Annotated in this window: 17 protein-coding genes; 11 read left to right on the top strand and 6 right to left on the bottom strand. The window is 68.9% G+C overall.

All coding sequences use genetic code 11. The features are described 5' to 3' along the window. The first annotated feature begins 149 nt into the window (after positions 1-149). From CKW34_RS00270 to pknB, 6 genes are read left to right on the top strand one after another with little or no spacing between them, the layout of a single operon-like run. Positions 150-611: an FHA domain-containing protein FhaB/FipA gene (locus tag CKW34_RS00270; protein ID WP_006550946.1), complete on the top strand. Its 462-nt coding sequence runs from the start codon at positions 150-152 to the stop codon at positions 609-611. Then, entirely contained in the window at positions 608-2,164 is a 1,557-nt protein-coding gene (locus CKW34_RS00265) for a PP2C family protein-serine/threonine phosphatase (protein WP_059381993.1), read from the top strand. The genes CKW34_RS00270 and CKW34_RS00265 overlap by 4 nt, the downstream gene beginning before the upstream one ends. Beyond that, complete coding sequence (locus CKW34_RS00260; protein WP_059381992.1) at positions 2,164-3,612, top strand: FtsW/RodA/SpoVE family cell cycle protein; 1,449 nt, start codon at positions 2,164-2,166, stop codon at positions 3,610-3,612. The genes CKW34_RS00265 and CKW34_RS00260 overlap by 1 nt, the downstream gene beginning before the upstream one ends. Continuing rightward, positions 3,609-5,093, top strand: a complete 1,485-nt coding sequence (locus tag CKW34_RS00255) for a peptidoglycan D,D-transpeptidase FtsI family protein (protein WP_059381991.1) — start codon at positions 3,609-3,611, stop codon at positions 5,091-5,093. The genes CKW34_RS00260 and CKW34_RS00255 overlap by 4 nt, the downstream gene beginning before the upstream one ends. A gap of 1 nt (position 5,094) precedes the next feature. Beyond that, the gene (locus CKW34_RS00250; protein ID WP_059381990.1) at positions 5,095-6,663 is read left to right on the top strand and encodes a serine/threonine-protein kinase; all 1,569 of its coding nucleotides are present in this window, start codon (positions 5,095-5,097) and stop codon (positions 6,661-6,663) included. After that, positions 6,660-8,564 (top strand): Stk1 family PASTA domain-containing Ser/Thr kinase, encoded by a 1,905-nt coding sequence (gene pknB, locus CKW34_RS00245; RefSeq protein ID WP_064059963.1) that lies wholly within the window; start codon positions 6,660-6,662, stop codon positions 8,562-8,564. The genes CKW34_RS00250 and pknB overlap by 4 nt, the downstream gene beginning before the upstream one ends. A 69-nt stretch (positions 8,565-8,633) precedes the next feature. On the opposite strand, the gene CKW34_RS00240 is transcribed toward pknB, so the two are convergent. Beyond that, entirely contained in the window at positions 8,634-9,296 is a 663-nt protein-coding gene (locus tag CKW34_RS00240) for an aminodeoxychorismate/anthranilate synthase component II (RefSeq protein WP_059381975.1), read from the bottom strand. A gap of 102 nt (positions 9,297-9,398) precedes the next feature. Then, the gene (locus CKW34_RS00235) at positions 9,399-10,124 is read right to left on the bottom strand and encodes a DUF881 domain-containing protein (RefSeq protein WP_059381974.1); all 726 of its coding nucleotides are present in this window, start codon (positions 10,122-10,124) and stop codon (positions 9,399-9,401) included. A 103-nt stretch (positions 10,125-10,227) separates the two neighbouring features. On the opposite strand from CKW34_RS00235, the gene crgA reads away from it, so the two are divergent. Both crgA and CKW34_RS00225 read left to right on the top strand, forming a co-directional pair. Continuing rightward, positions 10,228-10,491, top strand: a complete 264-nt coding sequence (crgA, locus tag CKW34_RS00230) for a cell division protein CrgA (protein WP_006550938.1) — start codon at positions 10,228-10,230, stop codon at positions 10,489-10,491. Between the two features lie 108 nt (positions 10,492-10,599). Next, complete coding sequence (locus CKW34_RS00225) at positions 10,600-11,058, top strand: PH domain-containing protein (protein ID WP_059381973.1); 459 nt, start codon at positions 10,600-10,602, stop codon at positions 11,056-11,058. Here the strand turns inward: CKW34_RS00225 and CKW34_RS00220 are convergent. Together CKW34_RS00220 and CKW34_RS00215 are read right to left on the bottom strand one after the other, a co-directional pair. Then, a complete protein-coding gene (locus CKW34_RS00220) occupies positions 11,043-11,969 on the bottom strand; it encodes a rhomboid family intramembrane serine protease (protein WP_059381972.1) in 927 nt (308 codons plus the stop codon). The two genes, CKW34_RS00225 and CKW34_RS00220, sit on opposite strands and share 16 nt — an antisense overlap. Positions 11,970-11,979: 10 nt before the next feature. Further along, a complete protein-coding gene (locus CKW34_RS00215; RefSeq protein WP_059381971.1) occupies positions 11,980-12,507 on the bottom strand; it encodes a peptidylprolyl isomerase in 528 nt (175 codons plus the stop codon). Between the two features lie 102 nt (positions 12,508-12,609). On the opposite strand from CKW34_RS00215, the gene CKW34_RS00210 reads away from it, so the two are divergent. After that, on the top strand, positions 12,610-13,074 hold the full coding sequence (locus CKW34_RS00210; protein WP_059381970.1) for a hypothetical protein: 465 nt from the start codon (positions 12,610-12,612) through the stop codon (positions 13,072-13,074). A gap of 354 nt (positions 13,075-13,428) precedes the next feature. Continuing rightward, a complete protein-coding gene (locus CKW34_RS00205; RefSeq protein ID WP_059381969.1) occupies positions 13,429-15,408 on the top strand; it encodes an acyl-CoA dehydrogenase family protein in 1,980 nt (659 codons plus the stop codon). 72 nt (positions 15,409-15,480) lie between these two features. On the opposite strand, the gene CKW34_RS00200 is transcribed toward CKW34_RS00205, so the two are convergent. Beyond that, entirely contained in the window at positions 15,481-16,770 is a 1,290-nt protein-coding gene (locus CKW34_RS00200) for a lipase family protein (RefSeq protein ID WP_059381968.1), read from the bottom strand. A 218-nt stretch (positions 16,771-16,988) separates the two neighbouring features. Between CKW34_RS00200 and CKW34_RS00195 the strand changes: the two genes are divergently transcribed. After that, complete coding sequence (locus tag CKW34_RS00195; RefSeq protein ID WP_059381967.1) at positions 16,989-18,092, top strand: hypothetical protein; 1,104 nt, start codon at positions 16,989-16,991, stop codon at positions 18,090-18,092. Here CKW34_RS00195 and CKW34_RS00190 read toward each other — a convergent pair whose 3' ends face one another. Continuing rightward, positions 18,093-19,082, bottom strand: a complete 990-nt coding sequence (locus CKW34_RS00190) for a R2-like ligand-binding oxidase (protein ID WP_059381966.1) — start codon at positions 19,080-19,082, stop codon at positions 18,093-18,095. It abuts the gene before it with no gap. Between the last annotated feature and the right edge of the window lie 22 nt (positions 19,083-19,104).

The following is a 19,104-nucleotide window of genomic DNA, read 5'->3' as shown; positions in this document are numbered from 1 at the left end:
CGGTATCGAAGGACCGACCGGACCCGTTCATACCGTCCGACGCGTGTGACAGCGCGTCGGACGCTGCATGGAGTCGTCCGGTGTCCGTATTGTGAGTGACCGCACGACCAGGAACACGACCGGTCGACTACCCCGAAGGAGGATGCACCGTGCAGGGGCTGATTCTGCAGCTGACCCGAGCGGGATTCCTCCTCCTGCTGTGGTTGTTCGTATGGGCGGTGTTGCGCACGCTCCGGTCCGACATCTATGCCGGTGCCGCGCGACCGCTCCCGCGTTACTCCCCCAAGCAGTCGGTGCTGCCGACGCTGAGCCGCAACAAGACCGCCAAGTACCTGGTGGTCACGCAGGGCGCGCTGGCAGGCACGAGGATCACGCTCGGCACCCAACCGGTTCTCATCGGCCGTGCCGACGACTCCACACTCGTGCTGACCGACGACTACGCGTCCACGCGCCACGCACGCCTGTCGCCACGAGGTTCCGACTGGTACGTCGAAGACCTCGGGTCGACGAACGGCACGTATCTCGACCGCGCGAAGGTCACCACCGCTGTCCGTGTCCCGCTCGGAACCCCGGTCCGTGTGGGCAAGACCGTGATCGAGCTCCGCCCGTGACCCTCGTACTCCGATATGCCGCCCGCAGCGACCGCGGCCTCGTGCGCTCCAACAACGAGGACTCCGTCTACGCCGGTGCCCGCCTGCTCGCCCTCGCCGACGGCATGGGCGGCCACGCAGCCGGTGAGGTCGCCTCGCAACTGATGATTGCGGCGCTTGCCCACCTCGACGACGACGAGCCGGGCGGCGACCTCCTCGGCAAGCTCGCCGCGGCCGTCCGCGAAGGCAACGCCTCGATCGCCGACCAGGTGGAGGAAGAGCCCGAACTCGACGGTATGGGCACGACGCTCACAGCCATCCTGTTCGCCGGCAGCAAGCTCGGCCTCGCGCACATCGGCGACTCCCGCGCCTATCTCCTGCGCGACGGTCAGCTCACCCAGATCACCCGCGACGACACCTTCGTGCAGTCGCTCGTGGACGAGGGCCGTATCACCCCGGAACAGGCGCACACGCACCCGCAGCGGTCGTTGATCATGCGCGCCCTGACGGGCAGCGAGGTCGAACCGACCCTGACCGTGCGCGAGGCCCGCGCCGGCGACCGCTACCTCGTGTGCTCCGACGGCCTGTCCGACGTCGTCAGCGACGAGACGATCGCCGACACCATGCGGCAGGGCACGCACGACGAGTGCGCCGACCGGCTCATCGAGCTGGCGTTGCGCAGCGGCGGCCCCGACAACGTCACCGTCGTCGTCGCCGACGTGATCGATCTCGACTACGGCCAGTCGCACCCGATCGTCGCCGGTGCGGCATCGGCGGACGACGACGAGGACACTCCCCCGCCGAACACCGCAGCGGGTCGCGCCGCCGCGATGCGACCGCCGCGCGCCACCCCGAAGCGGGTCATCAACAAGACCGCGGAGCCCGAGCCGAAGAAGAAGCGCAGCCGCCTGTGGTGGCCCGCCGCCGCCATCGTGATCATCGCGGTGCTGGTCGGCGGCCTGTTCGTCGGCCGCCAGCTGATCCGCAACAACTACTACGTCGGCGCCGACGACGGTCGTGTGACCGTGCTGCGCGGTATCCCCGGCGACGTCTTCGGTTACTCGCTGCAGGAGGCCGCGCGCGTCGGGTGCGTCACCGACGAGGGCGACCTCACGCTCGTCGACCCCGCCAACGCGTCGTGCCGGGTGATGCTCGTCGACGATCTGTGGCCCGCCGCCCGCGAGCAGGTCCGTGCCGGTCTTCCGTCGGGGTCGCTCGACGACACCCGCGAGCAGATGCAGCGGCTCGCCGAACTGGACCTGCTGCCGGTGTGCACCCCGGAGGAACCCGAGCCCACTCCCGCACCGGCCCCCGGGCCGGGTGAGCCGCAGCCGGCTCCCGGACCGAACGGCACCCCGCCCACCGAGACAGCGGTGCAGCCCCCGGCGCCCGGTGAGCCGCAGCCGGGCGAACCGGCACCGGCCTCCCAGCCCGGTGAACCGCTCCCCGGCGAACCCCGGCCCGGCGAACCTCAGCCGGGTGAGCCGACTCCCGGCGCGCCTGCTCCGAACATGGAGCCGGCTCCCGAGCCCACGCCCCAGATCCCCGGACAGAACTGCAGGGTGGGCGCCTGATGTCGGTGTCCCATGGTGTGGGGGCCTTCCCGAGCCCTCCGGGAGGTTTCGCCCCGGCTCCCGTCCAGTCGACCCGGCGCAACACCGAACTGGCCCTGATCATCGCGGCCATCGGTGTCACGACCGTGTCGCTCATGCTCGTCGAGGTCTCGATGGAGCAGGCGCTGACCCTCGACCTGCTCAAGTACGGGGTGACCTTCGCGGCGCTGTTCCTCGCCGCGCACCTCGCGGTCCGGCGCTTCGCGAAGTACGCCGATCCCCTGCTGTTGCCGATCGTCGCGCTGCTCAACGGTCTCGGACTCGTGCTCATCCACCGGCTCGACCTGTCCGACCAGGAGAACGCCCGCTACATGGGCCTTCCGCCGCCGTCGCCCGACGCGACGCAGCAGGTGCTGTGGACGGCGCTCGGCATCGCGCTGTTCATCGTCGTGCTCGTGTTCCTGCACGACTACCGCCTGCTCGCGCGGTTCAGCTACACGCTCGGTCTCATCGGCCTCATCGCGCTCGCGATCCCGGCCCTGCTGCCGAGCAGGTTCTCCGAGGTCAACGGCGCCAAGATCTGGATCCGGCTGCCCGGTTTCAGCATCCAGCCCGGTGAGTTCGCGAAGATCCTGCTGATCATCTTCTTCGCATCGGTCCTCGTGGCGAAACGCGATCTGTTCACCACCGCGGGCAAGCACTTCCTGGGGATGGACTTCCCCCGCGCCCGCGATCTCGGCCCGATCCTGGCGGCCTGGATCATCTCGATCGGCGTGATGGTCTTCGAGAAGGACCTCGGCACGTCGCTGCTGCTGTTCACCACCGTGCTGGTGATGCTCTACATCGCGACCGAACGTGTCGGCTGGCTGATCATCGGATTCTCGCTGCTCGCCGTCGGCTTCTACGCGGCGTACCAGATGTTCGGTCACGTGCGGGTGCGCGTGGAGACCTGGCTCGATCCGCTCGCCGACTACAACAACACCGGCTACCAGATCTCCCAGTCGCTGTTCGGTCTCGCGACCGGCGGGGTCGCCGGCACCGGCCTGGGCAGCGGACGCCCGGGACAGGTGCCGTTCGCGAAGACCGACTTCATCGTCGCCGCGATCGGTGAGGAACTCGGCCTGATCGGCCTGGCCGCCATCCTGCTGTTGTTCCTGATCCTCGTCGTCCGCGGCATGCGCACGGCGCTGGCGGTGCGCGACAGCTTCGGCAAGCTGCTCGCCGCCGGCCTGTCGTTCACCCTCGCCGTCCAGCTGTTCGTGGTGGTCGGCGGTGTCACGAAGTTGATCCCCCTGACCGGCCTGACCACACCGTTCGTGTCCTACGGTGGTTCGTCGCTGCTCGCAAACTATCTGCTCCTGGCTCTGTTGATGAAGATCTCGCACGCTGCCCGCCAACCCGCGATCCCCCGTAAGAAGGCGCCCACGCCGATCGCCGAGGCCAAGACGGAAATGATGGGGCGCGAATGAACGGTCCGCTCCGCAAGGTCGCGATGGCCGTGATGTTCATGGTCGTCGCGCTGCTCGCAAACGCCACCTACGTGCAGGTCATCAAGGCCGACGATCTCCGCACCGATCCGCGCAACTCGCGTGTGCTGATCGACGAGTACTCCCGTCAGCGCGGACAGATCGTCGCGGCGGGCCAGGCTCTCGCGGTGTCGGTGCCCACCGACAGCCGCTACAAGTACCTGCGCGAATATCCGGCGCCGCCGGCCCAGCCGATGAGCCCGCTGGCCTACGCGCCGGTGACCGGTTTCTACTCGATGCAGTACGGCAGTACCGGACTCGAGCGGTCCGAGGATTCGCTGCTCAACGGTTCCGACAACCTGCTGTTCGGTCGTCGCCTGTTCGACCTGGTGTCGGGTCGCAACCCGCGCGGCGGAAACGTCGTGTCCACGATCGATCCGGTCGTGCAGCAGGTGGCCTACGACGAGCTGACCTCGAAGGGTTACACGGGCTCGGTGGTCGCGATCGAACCGAGCACCGGCAGGATCCTCGGGATGGTGAGCACGCCGAGCTACGACCCCAACCGGTTGTCGGGACACGACGGCGCCGCGACCTCGCAGGCCTGGGACGAGCTCAACGCCGATCCCGAGAAGCCGATGCTCAACCGCGCGATCTCCCAGACCTACCCTCCGGGCTCGACCTTCAAGGTCGTCGTGACGGCGGCGGCGCTCGAGAACGGCGTCACCCCCGACACACAGTTCACCGCGGCACCGCAGATCACCCTGCCCGACACCGCGACGACCCTCGAGAACTACGGCGGAGCCGCGTGCGGCGACGCACCGACGGTGACGTTGCGGGAGGCGTTCGCGCGGTCGTGCAACACGGCCTTCGTCGAGATGGGCATCGACGACGGACGCGAGGCCCTGGTCTCGCAGGCGGAGAAGCTCGGCATCGGCGAGACCCTCGACGTGCCGCTGCCCGTCGCGGCGAGCACCGTCGGGCCCATCCCGGACGGCGCGGCACTCGGCCAGTCGAGCATCGGTCAGCGTGATGTGGCCCTCACTCCGTTGCAGAACGCGTCGATCGCCGCGACCATCGCAAACGGCGGGGTGCGCATGAAGCCGTATCTCGTCGACCGTCGGCAGGGACCCGACCTGACGGTGCTCGAGGAGACCAAGCCCGAGTCGCTGGGCCAGGCGATCTCGCCGGAGGTCTCGGCGACCCTCACCGACCTGATGATCGGTGCCGAGAACAACGCCGGCGGTGGCGGTGCCATCCAGGGCGTGCAGATCGCATCGAAGACGGGCACCGCGGAACACGGCAACGATCCGCGGAACACCCCGCCGCACACCTGGTACATCGCATTCGCACCTGCACAACAACCCCGCATCGCCGTCGCGGTGATCGTGGAGGACGGCGGCGACCGAGCTCTCGCCGCGACCGGCGGCTCGGTGGCCGCCCCGATCGGACGGGCCGTCATCTCGGCCGGATTACAGGGAGGCTGACATGGCTCTGAGCAGCGGCGCCATGATCGCCGACCGTTACCGTCTCCAGCGACTCATCGCGACCGGCGGAATGGGTCAGGTGTGGGAAGGACTCGACACCCGGCTCGACCGGCGGGTCGCGGTCAAGGTCCTCAAGGCCGAGTTGTCCGGCGACGAGGACTTCCTCGCCCGGTTCCGATTCGAGGCCCGCACCACCGCCCAGCTCAACCATCCCGGCATCGCCGGGGTGTTCGACTACGGCGAGACCACCGACGCCGAGGGCCAGTCCATCGCCTATCTCGTGATGGAACTCGTGCACGGCGAACCGCTCAACGCCGTGCTGTCGCGACTCGGACGTCTGTCGCTGCCGCATGCGCTCGACATGCTCGAGCAGACCGGACGCGCCCTGCAGGCGGCCCACAACGCCGGCGTGGTGCACCGCGACGTCAAGCCGGGCAACATCCTCATCACCCCGACGGGCCAGGTGAAGATCACCGACTTCGGTATCGCGAAGGCGGTCGACGCCTCTCCGGTCACCCGCACCGGCATGGTGATGGGCACCGCGCAGTACATCGCTCCCGAGCAGGCGCTGGGCCAGGAGGCGACGTCCGCGAGCGACGTGTACTCGCTGGCCGTCGTCGGCTACGAGGTGCTGTCGGGACGCCGCCCGTTCCTCGGCGACAGCGTCGTGACCGTCGCGATGAAGCACGTCCAGGAGACCCCGGCACCGCTGCCGACGGATCTTCCGCCCGAGGTGCGCGAACTCATCGAGATCGCGATGTCGAAGGACCCCGCCTACCGCTATTCGAACGGTGGCGAGTTCGCCAACGCCGTCGCTGCTGTGCGGTCCGGACGACCCGTGCCTCCGCCCGGCAACGTGCCGCCGGTGACCAGCGCCAACCGGGTGCTTCCGCCCGGCGTTCCCGGGACGACGGCCCACACGTCCTCGACCCGTGCCCTGCACCCGACGCAGTACGACCAGACGGCCTATTCGTCGGTTCCCCGCTCGGCCCAGCCGCCCACGGCCGGCCGACCGCCGGTGGCAGGTCCGCCGACTGCGGGAGTGCCCGCCGACGACGACGGACGACGGTCGCCGAGTCCCACAGCGCTGGCCTGGGCCGCAGGTGCGGCAGTGGTGCTCGCCCTGGTCACTCTGGGAATCGTGCTGTTGGGCGGCGACGACGAGGAGACCCCGAGCGCTCCGTCGCCGACGACGCAACTCACCACGACCCGCGCGACCACCACGACGACGCGTCCGCCGCAGACCACCACGACGACGTTCGTGCCGCTGCCGCCGCCCGTCGAGACGGAGACCTTCACACCCCCTCCGACCACGACGACGACGCAGCCGCCGACGACCACGGTGGAGCCGACGACCGAGCCGATCACGACGCAACCGCCCACCACCACCACGGTCCCGACCACGACGACGGCGACGACCACCACAGCGGAGGACACGGGTGGCGGCGACGGCGGCACAGGCGGCGCGGAGGGTGACGGCGACGACGAGACCGACCCCGAGGCCGCCGGTGGAGGGGACGACAATTCATCCGAAACCGACAACGGTACGAACAACCAAGGAACGTCATGACCACACCCCGCAAGCTCTCCTCCCGCTACGAGCTGGGTGAGATCCTCGGCTTCGGCGGTATGTCCGAGGTGCACCTCGCGCGGGATCTGCGGCTCGGCCGGGATGTGGCCATCAAGGTGTTGCGTGCCGACCTCGCACGCGACCCCACGTTCTACCTGCGCTTCCGGCGCGAAGCGCAGAACGCCGCTGCGCTGAACCACCCGGCGATCGTCGCCGTCTACGACACCGGTGAGGCCGAGACCGAGGCCGGGCCGCTCCCGTACATCGTCATGGAGTACGTCGAGGGCGACACGCTGCGCGACATCGTGCGCGCCGACGGTCCGATGACCCCCAAGCGGGCGATGGAGATCATCGCCGACGTGTGCGCGGCCCTGGACTTCAGCCACCGCAACATGATCGTGCACCGCGACGTGAAGCCGGCCAACGTCATGATCAACAGGGCCGGCGCGGTGAAGGTCATGGACTTCGGCATCGCCCGGGCCATCTCCGATGCCGCGAGCCCGATGACGCAGACCGCCGCGGTGATCGGCACCGCGCAGTACCTCTCCCCGGAACAGGCGCGCGGTGAACAGGTCGACGCCCGGTCCGACGTGTACTCGGTGGGCTGCGTCCTGTTCGAGATCCTCACCGGCGAGCCCCCCTTCAAAGGCGACTCGCCCGTCGCGGTGGCCTACCAGCACGTGCGGGAGGATCCGCCGCTGCCGTCGTCGGTGAATTCGTCGGTGCCGCCCGAGCTCGACTCGGTGATCCTCAAGGCGATGGCGAAGAACCCCGCGAACCGCTACCAGTCGGCCGCGGAGATGCGCAGCGACCTGATCCGCGTGCTGAGCGGGCAGCGTCCGAGTGCGCCGATGGTGATGACCGACGAGGACCGCACGACGCTGATCGACTCCGTCGACAACAACACGGGGCGGCACAGCCGCGTCGCGGCCGCCGGTGCCGCCGGGGCACCTGCCGAGGATTCCGGCGGCGGCTCGGTTCTCAAGAAGGTGCTGCTCGGCATCGCCGCAGTCGCCGTGGTCGGTATCGTCGGCGTCTTCCTGTGGTCGCTCGGCCCCGGTTCGACGGCCGCCCAGGTCGCGGTGCCCGACGTCCGCAACATCTCCGCCGAGCTCGCCGAGAGCCAGCTGCAGAACGCCGGCTTCCGGGTCTCGATCCAGCAGAAGAGCGATCCGGTCGTCGCGAACGGCAACGTCATCAACACCCGTCCCGTGCCCGGGAGCCAGGCCGAGGAAGGTTCGACCGTCACCCTCGAGGTGTCGAGCGGACCGGAACAGGTGCAGATCCCGCGGCTCGAAGGCATGACGCAGGAACGCGCAGCCCAGGAGCTGTCCGCCGTCGGTCTCCGGCTCGACCCGAACGTCGGACGCGCTCCGTCGGATGCCGACGACGAGGACCTCGTCGTCGACCAGAGCCCCGGTGCGGGAGCCAGCGTCGACCGCGACAGCCCCATCACCATCACTTTGGGATCCGGCCCCGAACTGGTGCGCGTCCCCAACGTCGTGGGCCAGACCGTCGAGGTGGCGAGCGACAACATCGAGGGCGCCGGTTTCAAGGTCGTCGTCGAACAGATCGATTCCAGCGAGACCGAGGGCACTGTCGTGTCGACGAGCCCGGCCGGCGGTGCCTCCACCGAACAGGGGTCGACGGTGACCGTGCGGGTGTCCAACGGCGACCGCATCGAGATGCCCGTCATCACCAACCGGTCGGTCTCGGATGCGCTCGCCGCGCTGCGCAGCGCCGGCTGGACGGGCAACGCCTCCCAGCTGCAGCAGACGCGTGAGGCGACGCTCGACGTCGATCTCGTCGGCACCGTGATCACGCAGGCCCAGCCGCCGGGATCGGAGATCTCGAAGAAACAGCCCATCTCCGTGGGAGTCGGTGTGCTCGGCATCCGCTGAGCGAGCTGACGACGAGAAAGGCGCCGGTCCTCGAAGGACCGGCGCCTTTCTCGTCGGATACGGAGTGGGTCAGGCGGCTCCGCCGTCGAGCGCGCGTGCCATCTGCGCCTCGAGGCGCGCGACGAGCGTCTCGTCCGGCGCCTCGCCGCAGGCCGCGAGCCAGTTCGCGAGCATCCGGTGACCGCCCTGGGTGAGCACCGACTCGGGGTGGAACTGCACACCGTGGATCGGCAGCTCGGCGTGACGCAAGGCCATGACGATGCCGGTCTCCGTGTGGCCGGTGGGCTCGAGTTCGGCGGGCATGGTCTCGGGCAGCACGGTCAGCGAGTGGTAGCGGGTCGCCGTGAACGGGTTGGGCAGACCCGCAAGAACTCCGGCACCGTTGTGGCGGACCAGGCTGGTCTTGCCGTGCAGCAACTCGGGGGCGCGGTCGACGGTCGCGCCGAACGCGACACCGATGGACTGGTGGCCGAGGCACACACCGAGCAGCGGCGTGCTGCTGTCGGCACATGCCTTGACCAGGTCGATGCTCGCTCCGGCGCGTTCGGGTGTGCCCGGACCGGGGCTGAGGAGGATGCCGTCGTACTCCTTCGCGACCCGCGCGAGAGCACCCGGTGCGGTGAGCCGCTCGTCGTCGTTGCGCCACACGTCGGCCGTCGTTCCGAGCTGCCCCAGATACTGGACCAGGTTGAAGACGAAGCTGTCGTAGTTGTCGACGACGAGAATGCGCATGAGACGAGGGTACTCAGTGCTCGGTAGAGGGCGACCCGCCCGGTGCTCGGTAGAGGGCGACCCGCCCGGTGCTCGGTAGAGGGCGACCCGCCCGGGCATGTCTCAGCGCGCGGACGAACTACCGGTGTAGGCCGGGACCGACAGATCCTCCGACGCCTGCTGCGTGTACCCGAGTTGATAGCGGGCCGCGTACTGCTTGTAGATGCGGATCCCGGGTTCGGCGTCGAGCGCGGCCTGCAACCGTGCCGGGTCGCCGAGCGCGGTGACGACGTAGGGCGGTGAGTAGGTGCGTCCGTGCAGCAGCAGCGTGTTGCCGATGCAACGCGGTGCCGACGTCGCGACGATCCGCTGGTCCTGCATGGCCACGGCCTCGGCACCGCCGGCCCACATCGCATTGAGCACGCTCTGCACGTCCTGCTGGTGCACGACGAGATCGTCGGGTGAGGCACCGGACGGATAGCGCCCGTTGTCATCACGGGGCGCGTCGGTGAGGGTGACGGTCACGCCCGGACCGCTCCGGGCCACGAGTCCGGCCGGGTCCCCGATCGCGGACAGGTCGTCGAGCACTGCGGCGACGTCCTCGTCGTTCACCGCGGCACGGTCCTGGAGTTCGTCGATGCGGGCAGTGAGATCGTCGCGGGTGGCGGCCAGTTCGTCGGCCTTCTCCTGGGCGGCCCGGACCAGATCGGACAGTCGCGGGGAGTCGCCGGCGCGCAGTTCGTCGCCCTCGGACACTCCGCGGGTGGTGCCCACGAGCAGACCGGCCACGAGGCAGACGACGAGGGTCGCGACACCCCACACGGGCGCGCGCAGTCGTCGTTCCGACACGTCGTACCTCCGATCCTGGGCTTACGTTAGCGTGATCTCAACAGGTAGTTGACCGACCACTCCATCCGCGCACGACGGGTGGAGTCCTGAGAACGAGGACACCATGCCCAAGTCGAAGGTTCGCAAGAAGGACGTCTCCGCGACCCGGACGGTGAGCCGCACCCCGGTGAAGGTCAAGGGCACGCCGTCGAGCACGTTGTACGTGACGGTGATGCTCGCCCTGATGGTCATCGGGCTGCTGTGGCTGATCGTCTACTACCTCGCGGCCGAGCAGATCACGTGGATGAACGATCTCGGTGCCTGGAACTTCCTGATCGGTTTCGGGTTCATGGTGGTCGGTCTGATCATGACGATGAACTGGCGCTGACCTCCGCGCCCGCTCGGGTTACATCGATGTTATTCATCCCCACCTGGGGATAACACTGTGCACAACCCGGTGACGGGTCCCCGGAGAACGGATCGGAAGAGGACGCAGATGCCCGACGAGACACCGCTGCGGTGGGCGACGCCACCCGCCGCGATAGCGGCGTTGTCGGCTGCCGGGATCGCCTTGGCCGTGACGGCCGCGGTTGCGGTTCCCGACGCGGCCGGTCGCGTGCTGGTGGGGTTCGCGGCGGTGCTCGTCCTCGTGATGGTCGCGCTCGCACTGCGGCAGCGTCCGCGTCTCGAAGTGCTCCCCGGAGGAACGGGGATCGCGACGATGCGGTTGACGGGTCGTCGCGAGTTCCCGCGCGCGGCCCTGCACCGCGTGCGGATCGTCGAGTACCCGCGCTTCGGGCGGCGCGTGCCGATGCTCGAGATCGACACGATCGACTCCGCGACCGGCACGGAGAACCTGATGATCTTCGGCCGGTGGGATCTGGGCACCGACCCGCGGAACGTGCACGCCGCGTTGGCGGTGCGCGATCTCGCGCCCGATCAGACGCCCAGTTGATCGCGTAGCCGCACGACGGCGAGCACGATCGCGACCAGCGTCACCACGACGACCGCGACCAGCGCGATCCACCCGGTGCGCACGATGCGGTCCCGGTCGGTGCCGGCACCGAGATACTGCGGGGCGTAGAGCAGGGCCGCGGTCGCGGCGGCACCGGCGACGAGACCGCCCAGGTGACCCCACAGGGAGATGCCAGGGATGGTGATGCTGATGATCACGTTGAGGCCGACGATGGTCAGCACGGGTGCCGGGCTGCGACGCAGGCGCAGCAGGATGACGGCCTGCGCGCCGAGCAGACCGAAGACCGCTCCCGACGCTCCGGCGGTGACCGCACCGGTCTCCATGAACATCACCGCGGCGGACCCACCGAGGATCGACACGAGGTAGACCGAGAGGTACCGGGCGCGTCCGAGCACGAGTTCGGTGTCGCGGCCGATCACCCACAGCGCGAACATGTTGACGGCCAGGTGGAGCAGGCCGAAGTGCAGGAAGCCGCTGCCGAGGATCCGGATGTACTCGCCGTGCGCGGCGATGATGGGCGGCCACAGCGCCCAGTCGAGGAACAGCGCCGAGCCCTGCTCGTTGGTCATCACGCTGCCCGACTGCGCGGCGGTGATGCCGAAGACGAGCACGTTCAGCGCGATGAGCACGTACGTCACGATCGGCGAGGGCCGATCGGAGCGGACGGGTGCGCCGGCGATGGTGCGGGCCTGCGGTGTCGACCGTTCGGCCGCGGCGACGCAGTCGACGCAGTGCTGACCGACCGAGGCGGGACGCAGGCACTCGGGGCACGCGGGCCGGCCGCAGCGGGAGCAGGCGAGAAGGGTCGGGCGGTCGGGATGGCGAACGCACCGCGGCTGGGGCTGCGGGCCACCACCCTCGGCCGCGGAGCCCCAGCCGGGGTTCGTCATGGGAACTCTCTCAGGAGATGGTGATGCTGTTGATCACGACGTCGTCGACCGGGCGATCGCCGCGGTCGGTGGCGGTGGTCGCGATCGCGTCGACGACCTTCTTCGACTCGGCGTCGACGACCTCACCGAAGATGGTGTGGCGACGGTTGAGGTGTGGGGTCGGGCCGACGGTGATGAAGAACTGCGAGCCGTTGGTGCCCGGGCCGGCGTTCGCCATCGCGAGCAGGTAGCCGCGGTCGAACTGCAGCTCGGGGTGGAACTCGTCGGCGAACTGGTAGCCCGGGCCGCCGCGGCCGGTGCCGGTGGGGTCGCCACCCTGGATCATGAAGCCGTCGATGACGCGGTGGAAGACCGCGCCGTCGTAGAACGGACCGCTGGTCTCGCCCTTGGCGTTCTGGGTCTTGTACTCCTTGGTGCCCTGAGCGAGGCCGACGAAGTTCTCGACCGTCTTCGGCGCGTGGTTGCCGAAGAGAGCAATCACGATGTCGCCGCGGTTCGTATGGAGCGTGGCCGTTGCTGTCTGATGCGGTGAAGTCACCCCACCATGGTGCCATTGCCCGCTTCCGGGCAGGGCAGGCGGCGCGGGACACGCTCCTCCGGTCACGACCTCAGGTCCCGGGTGGTGTGGAAGAGTGGACGCATGAGCAAGCTGATCCATGCCGAGACCGACGACGTGTGGCTTCCGGCATTCGTGCGACGCCACGACGAATCCGGCAATCTCGCGGGTGCTCTCCGCGTGGCCGGCGAGGGTGCGGTAGCGCTCGCGCAGGGCTCGAGTGCGGCCGGACTGTTCGCAGCCCGCAAGGGCCTGGACGTCGCGGGCGGACTGCTCACGGCGGCCCGGCGTGCCGCGGCCGAGCGGTGTGCCGCGAAGTCCTCCTCACAACCGGAGCGCACGGGCAGGCGGGTCGGTCTCGTCGTCGCGGGCGCGGTTGCCGTCGCAGCCGCAGGCGGGGTCGTGCTCTACCGGCGACGCCGTCCGGCTCACCCTCCGATCGCTCCGGAACCGCCGCGCGTGCGGCCCGCAGAGTCCGCCGCGACGACGACCGGCGAGGCCGCGTCGACCCCGGTCTCCCCCGAATCCACCGACACCTCGGAGGCCTGACCGCTGTCCGCGGTACCGAATTCTCGTTCCGCGGATCGGATCTCGCGGTCGACGATGAGGCGCGCCGCGAAGTAGAGCGCGCCGAGGAAGGTGAGCAGGACGGGGACGAAGGCCAGGAATTCCATGGCCACCTCCGTTCCGATCCGCGGTGGGATCGGCGAGTGACGGGCGGGGCACGTCGTCGGTGACGATTCGAGCGGAGGCGCGTCCGGGTGTACCGGCACGTCTCCGACCACCTCCCCGGCAGTGATCTCGTTCACATCCCTGTCGCTTCATGATCGACTTGGCCGAAGCTGTGATAAGCGACACATCCGGGTGCATACTCACCAGTAGGCACGCGACCCGGAGGCAGTCATGGCAGACAGCGCCGATGTCCGAACCCCACAGGTCACCGAGCAGCAGGCTCGCGAAGTAACCGAGCGGCAGGCTCGCGAAGTAGCAGAGCAGGCCCGCGAATCCGAGTGGAACAAGCCGTCCTTCGCGAAGGAACTGTTCCTCGGACGGCTCACCCTCGACCTCGTCCACCCCTTCCCACGACCGACACCCGACGAGGACTCCCGCACCGAGGAGTTCCTCGCACGCCTGCGCGCGGCGTGCAGTTCGATGGACGGCGGCCGCATCGAACGCGACGCGCGGATACCCGATGAATACGTACGTGAACTGGCCGAACTCGGCTGCTTCGGTATGAAGATCCCCCAGGAGTACGGCGGCCTCGGCCTGTCGCAGGTCGCCTACAACCGGGCCCTGACGGTCGTCGCCTGCGTGCACCCCAGCATCGGCGCGCTGCTGTCGGCCCATCAGTCGATCGGCGTGCCGGAACCGCTGAAGCTCGCCGGCACCCCCGAGCAGAAACAGCGCTTCCTGCCGAGATGCGCGCGTGGCGCCATCTCGGCCTTCCTGCTCACCGAACCCGACGTCGGGTCCGATCCCGCCCGACTCGCGTCCACCGCCACTCCCGTCGAGGACGGCAGCGCCTACGAACTCGAGGGCGTCAAGCTGTGGACGACCAACGGGGTGGTCGCCGAACTGCTCGTCGTCATGGCCCGTGTACCGAAGAGCGAGGGCCATCGCGGCGGGATCTCCGCCTTCGTCGTGGAAGCGGATTCGCCGGGCATCACCGTCGAACGCCGCAACTCCTTCATGGGCCTGCGCGGTATCGAGAACGGCGTGACCCGACTGCACAAGGTGCGGGTTCCGAAGGAGAACCTCATCGGGCGTGAGGGCGACGGCCTGAAGATCGCGTTGACGACGCTCAACGCCGGTCGCCTCGCCATCCCCGCGATGTGCGCGGGCGCCGGCAAGTGGGCGCTGAAGATCGCCCGCGAATGGTCGTCGGAGCGGGTGCAGTGGGGCAGGCCGGTCGGTGAACACGAGGCCGTCGCAGCGAAGATCTCGTTCATCGCCGCGACCACCTACGCACTCGAGTCCGTCGTGGAACTGTCGGGGCAGATGAACGACGAGCAGCGCAACGACATCCGCATCGAGGCGGCGCTGGCGAAGTTGTGGGCGAGCGAGATGGGATGCCTCATCGCCGACGAACTCGTGCAGATCCGCGGCGGACGCGGTTACGAGACCGCCGAGTCCCTCGCGGCACGCGGTGAACGGGCCGTTCCCGCAGAGCAACTCGTCCGCGACCTGCGGATCAACCGGATCTTCGAAGGGTCGAGCGAGATCATGCGTCTGCTCGTCGCCCGCGAGGCGGTCGACGCCCACCTGCGCGCGGCCGGCGAACTCGCCGACCCCGATTCGACGGGGAAGGAGAAGGCGCAGGCCGCGGTACGGGCGAGCGGGTTCTACGCCCGGTGGCTCCCGAAGCTCGTCGCCGGTAAGGGACAGTTACCGCGGACATACAACGAATTCGGTTCCCTGGCACCTCATCTGAGGTACATCGAACGCAGTTCACGCAAGCTCGCCCGCTCGACCTTCTACGGGATGGCCCGCTGGCAGGCCGCGCTCGAGAAGCGGGAGAACTTCCTCGGCCGGATCGTCGACATCGGGGCCGAACTGTTCGCCGCGACCGCCGTGTGCGTGCGCGCCGAACGGCAACGCGTGGACGGGCATCCGGGAGCCGACGCGGCCTTCGAGCTGGCCGACGCCTTCTGCAAGCAGTCGCGGCTGCGTGTGGAGAAGTTGTTCGACGCCCTGTGGACGAACACCGACGCCGAGGACCGTCGCACCGCGGCCGGCGTTCTCGAGGGTAGATACGAGTGGCTCGAGCGCGGCGTGCTCGATCCGAGCGAGGGCACCGGCCCGTGGATCTCCCGCTGGGAACCGGGTCCGTCGACCGAGACGAACGTCGCGCGCCGGATCATCGACACCCGACACTCGGTGTAGTCCCCGCACACGGAGCCGACCCGCATCCCGAAAGGGAGTGCGGGCCGGCTCCGTTGTGGATCGGCCGGAGCGTCAGAAGGCTCCGCAGTTCGACGGTGCGGGCTCACCGCGCAGTCGCGCTTCGATGTACGAGACGGACTCGGGCAGTCCGCCGATCATCGGCACCGCATGGTTGATGATGAAGCCGGGCAGGATCGGCGGGGTCGTGTTGGGCAGGAACTGCACCGTCGCGCCCTTGTCGCACCAGTCCAGCGCCAGCTGACGGCCCTGACCGTAAGGGACGGTGTCGTCCTGCGTGCCGTGCTGGAGCAGGACGGGCACGGCCGGGGTGCGGTTGCCGATGCGCTGCTCCGCGAGGATCTTCTGGACCTGGGGAAGGCGCTCGAGCACGACGTCGAGGGGCTCACCCGTGCGGGTGTAGTCGCCGGTGCGCTGGAACGCGAAGTTCGCGATCGTCTCCGGGACGCACTGGTTCGCCACCGCGGCGAGCATCTCGCGACCGTGATCGCTGACCTCGGCGTCGATCTCGTCGCGGATCTCCGGGTAGGCGTCGGCCAGGCCGTTGATCGTGTATCCGATGGCACCGGTGAGCAGTGTGCCGTCGATCTGCTTCAGCGTGGCCACCAGGTCGGCGGGCGGAGCACCCACGTAGGCGCCGACGAGGTTCAGTTCGGGGGCGTACTCGGGTGCGAGCTCGGCCGCAGCGCCCGACGCGCCGCCGCCCTGCGAGTAACCGAACAGGCCGACCGGGCTGTTCTCCGTCACCGACGCGTTCTCGAGCTTCAGCGCCGCACGCACCGAGTCGAGGACAGCGTGGGCCTCGGCGGCGCGGTTCACGTAGGTGTGGTGCCCCGGCGTACCGAGACCGTCGTAGTCGGTGACGACCACGGCGATGCCGCGCAGCAGTAGCGCGTTGATCGACAGCACCTCGTACTCGGTGAAGAAGTCGAGGGGCGGGTTGTAGTTCACGAGCGCCCCGAGGTTGCGGGACGGCGCGCACTGGTCACCCTGACCGTGGGTGCCGATGGCCAGTGCGACGAGCGGCCGGTCGCCGGGACCGTCCCACGGCGTCGACGGTTCGATGTAGGTGCCGCTCACCGCGTTGGGCGCACCCTTGGCGTCGTTGCTGCGGTACAGCAGTTTGGTGCCCTGACCGGGGAAGACACCGTCGGCGACGGGTGCGCGCAACGCCAGATCGGACGGTGCCGTGCGCAGGACGTCGCCGGGAGCACTCGTCGGCAGCGGATCCGGCGGGAGATAGAAGTCCGTCTCGGCTCCCGCTGTCGTCGCGGTTCCGAGAAGTCCACCCGCGAGGACCGTCGTGGTCACCGCCGCGGCCATCCACTTCCGAGCACGCCCCATTGTGTTGTTCCTCCACCTGGATCCACCGGAGCCGTGTGTCCCTCGTCACGGCGGTACGGACTGTAACACGTACTTACCGGAAAGTAAGGTCGGCACTTCCCACCCTGTCTGCCACAATCGTTCTTCGCGCCCGAAGCGGTGCATTTGTCCGGCGCACCCGGAGCGAGTCGGGTCTCGCCGGCAAGACGGACGAGCAGCCTCTCGAGGGAAGGGAAGACATGGCAATCGGTGTCGGCCTCCGGATCGGGCGAGTCGTGTCCACGGCGGTCATCGCGTCCAACGAACCCGGCACTCCCGACCCTGTCGTCCTCGCCCGCGACTCCGTCCTGCACGTCGACCACGACGGCAACACGTCACTCGGCAGCGTGGCGCACGGCGACGAAGCGCGCACGATCGCGGGCTTCCTCACGCGGGTCGGCGACGCATCGGGCATCACCGCGAGCGACGGTCGCATGTACCGCGCCGAGGACGCGATGGCCACCGCCATCCACTGCCTGCTGCGGGAGTGCCACCCGCTGCCCACCTTCGGCGGCATGGACCGCGACAGCGACCCCGGCTACGCCGCGACCTACCCGTCGCACTGGGATCCGGACACCATCGCGACCTTGCGCGCGGCCCTGGACTATGCGGATCTGCGACACGTCGACCTCGTGTCCGACGCGCAGGCGGCCGCCGCCTGGTACGCCTCCGAGATATCCGAGACCCCGGGCCAGCTCGTCGGGGTCTTCCACCTCGACGACGGCGGCTCGACCGTCACCCTCGTGCGTTCGGGCGTGCCCGCCGGCAAGGCCTACCGCACTCCCGCCCAGGGCGCTCCGTCCCCGGCAGCCCAACTCGCCACGGCCCTCGGATCGTTCGGCTGGATTCCGGACAATCTCGAGGCGGTCGTCGTCATGGGCGACGGTCTCGTCGCACGCGACCGCACCCATATCCAGGGGATCGCGAACAGCCTCGCCACGAAGCTCACGGTGCGCAGTCTCGTCGGCCCGGGACCGGAACAGACCGCGGCGCTCGGCGCGGCGATCCTCGCGGCCGGATTCACCCCGGCACGCGAGACCAACAAGACCAGGATCGGACTGCCACCCTCCTACGACGAAACCGACGTTCTCACCGGTGGTCTCGCGCGACTGCGAGAACTCGAGCGGCGCATCGACGCCGAGAACCTCGTGGGCGCGCGCAACGCCGCGGAGGAGTCCGCGCCCGTGCCCGTTCTCACCGCCGACACCGAGGAGGAGACCGGCGGCGGCAACACGAGAACGGTGGCCATCGCAGCCGTTGCCGTTCTCGTGTTGATCGCGCTCGTCGTGGGCGTGCTGCTCTGACTACTCTCCCGCTCGCTCCGCCGGGATGCGATCGGGAGTGGGCACTGCGGCGAGAGCGGCAGCGTCCTCGTCGCCGAAACGGTCCTCGAGCACCGCGGGAGCAAAATCGAGATCGATCTCCTCGAGGGGACGCCCGCGCGCGGATTCGATTGCGCCGAGCCGTCTCTGGGCCCGGTCCGCCGCGTAGGAGATGAACTCGTCGTTGTCGAGGCCGTAGGGCTGTTCGTCGAACTGCTCGTTCTGCCACTGGATCATGCCGGTCGCGAGGGGAATCAGTTCCTCCATCCGCTGCAGCACGACGTTCCAGTTCGAATCGTCCGCTGCCACATGCCGTCTGCAGGTGAACGTGCCCCAGGCCATGTGTCGGCGCTCGTCGGAGCCGATCCGCCGGATGATCTCCTGCATGCCCGGAAGGATCCCGAACTTCGTGCACACCTTCTGCCACGCGTAGTACCCGGTCAGCGCGAGACTGCCCTCGATGACGTGGTTGTAGGTGACGCTCGCGCGGACCTGGTTGGCCGGCGACGGATCGCTCTCGAGGACGCGGAGGCTGTGCGGTAGTTCCTCGTAGAACAGCTTCCGGTAGTAGGGATTCTCGGCGACGAAGGGATGCAGGTCGGACGTGAGTCCCACGGTGTCCATCCAGCGACGGAACACCTGGACGTGCTTGGCCTCCTCGTAGCAGAACTGCGTCAGGTACATCTCGTCGCCCAGTCGCCCTTCCGCCTCCATCGCGCGGAGGAACGGGAGGATGTCCTGGGTGACGGCCTCCTCACCCGCGACGAACAACGCGACCAGATAGGTCGAACTGCGGCGCTGCTCGGAGTTGAGCGAGGCCCAGTCGTCGGCGTCGTGGGAGAAGTCGATGTCCATCGGGTCCCAATGTGCTGCGTTGCCCTTCGCGAAGAGACGCAGCGGGAAGGCGTCCCAGTTCAGACCGCCTTCCCGCAACGACGCGAAGCCTTGACGTATCTGTGTAATCTCGGTCACACAATCGAGGCTAGACCTCGAT

This window comes from Rhodococcus rhodochrous, assembly GCF_900187265.1.
In the GTDB taxonomy this organism is placed as follows: Bacteria; Actinomycetota; Actinomycetes; order Mycobacteriales; family Mycobacteriaceae; genus Rhodococcus; species Rhodococcus rhodochrous.
The sequence above is the reverse complement of the archived record's forward strand: the minus strand, read 5'-3'. Positions and strand labels throughout refer to the sequence as shown.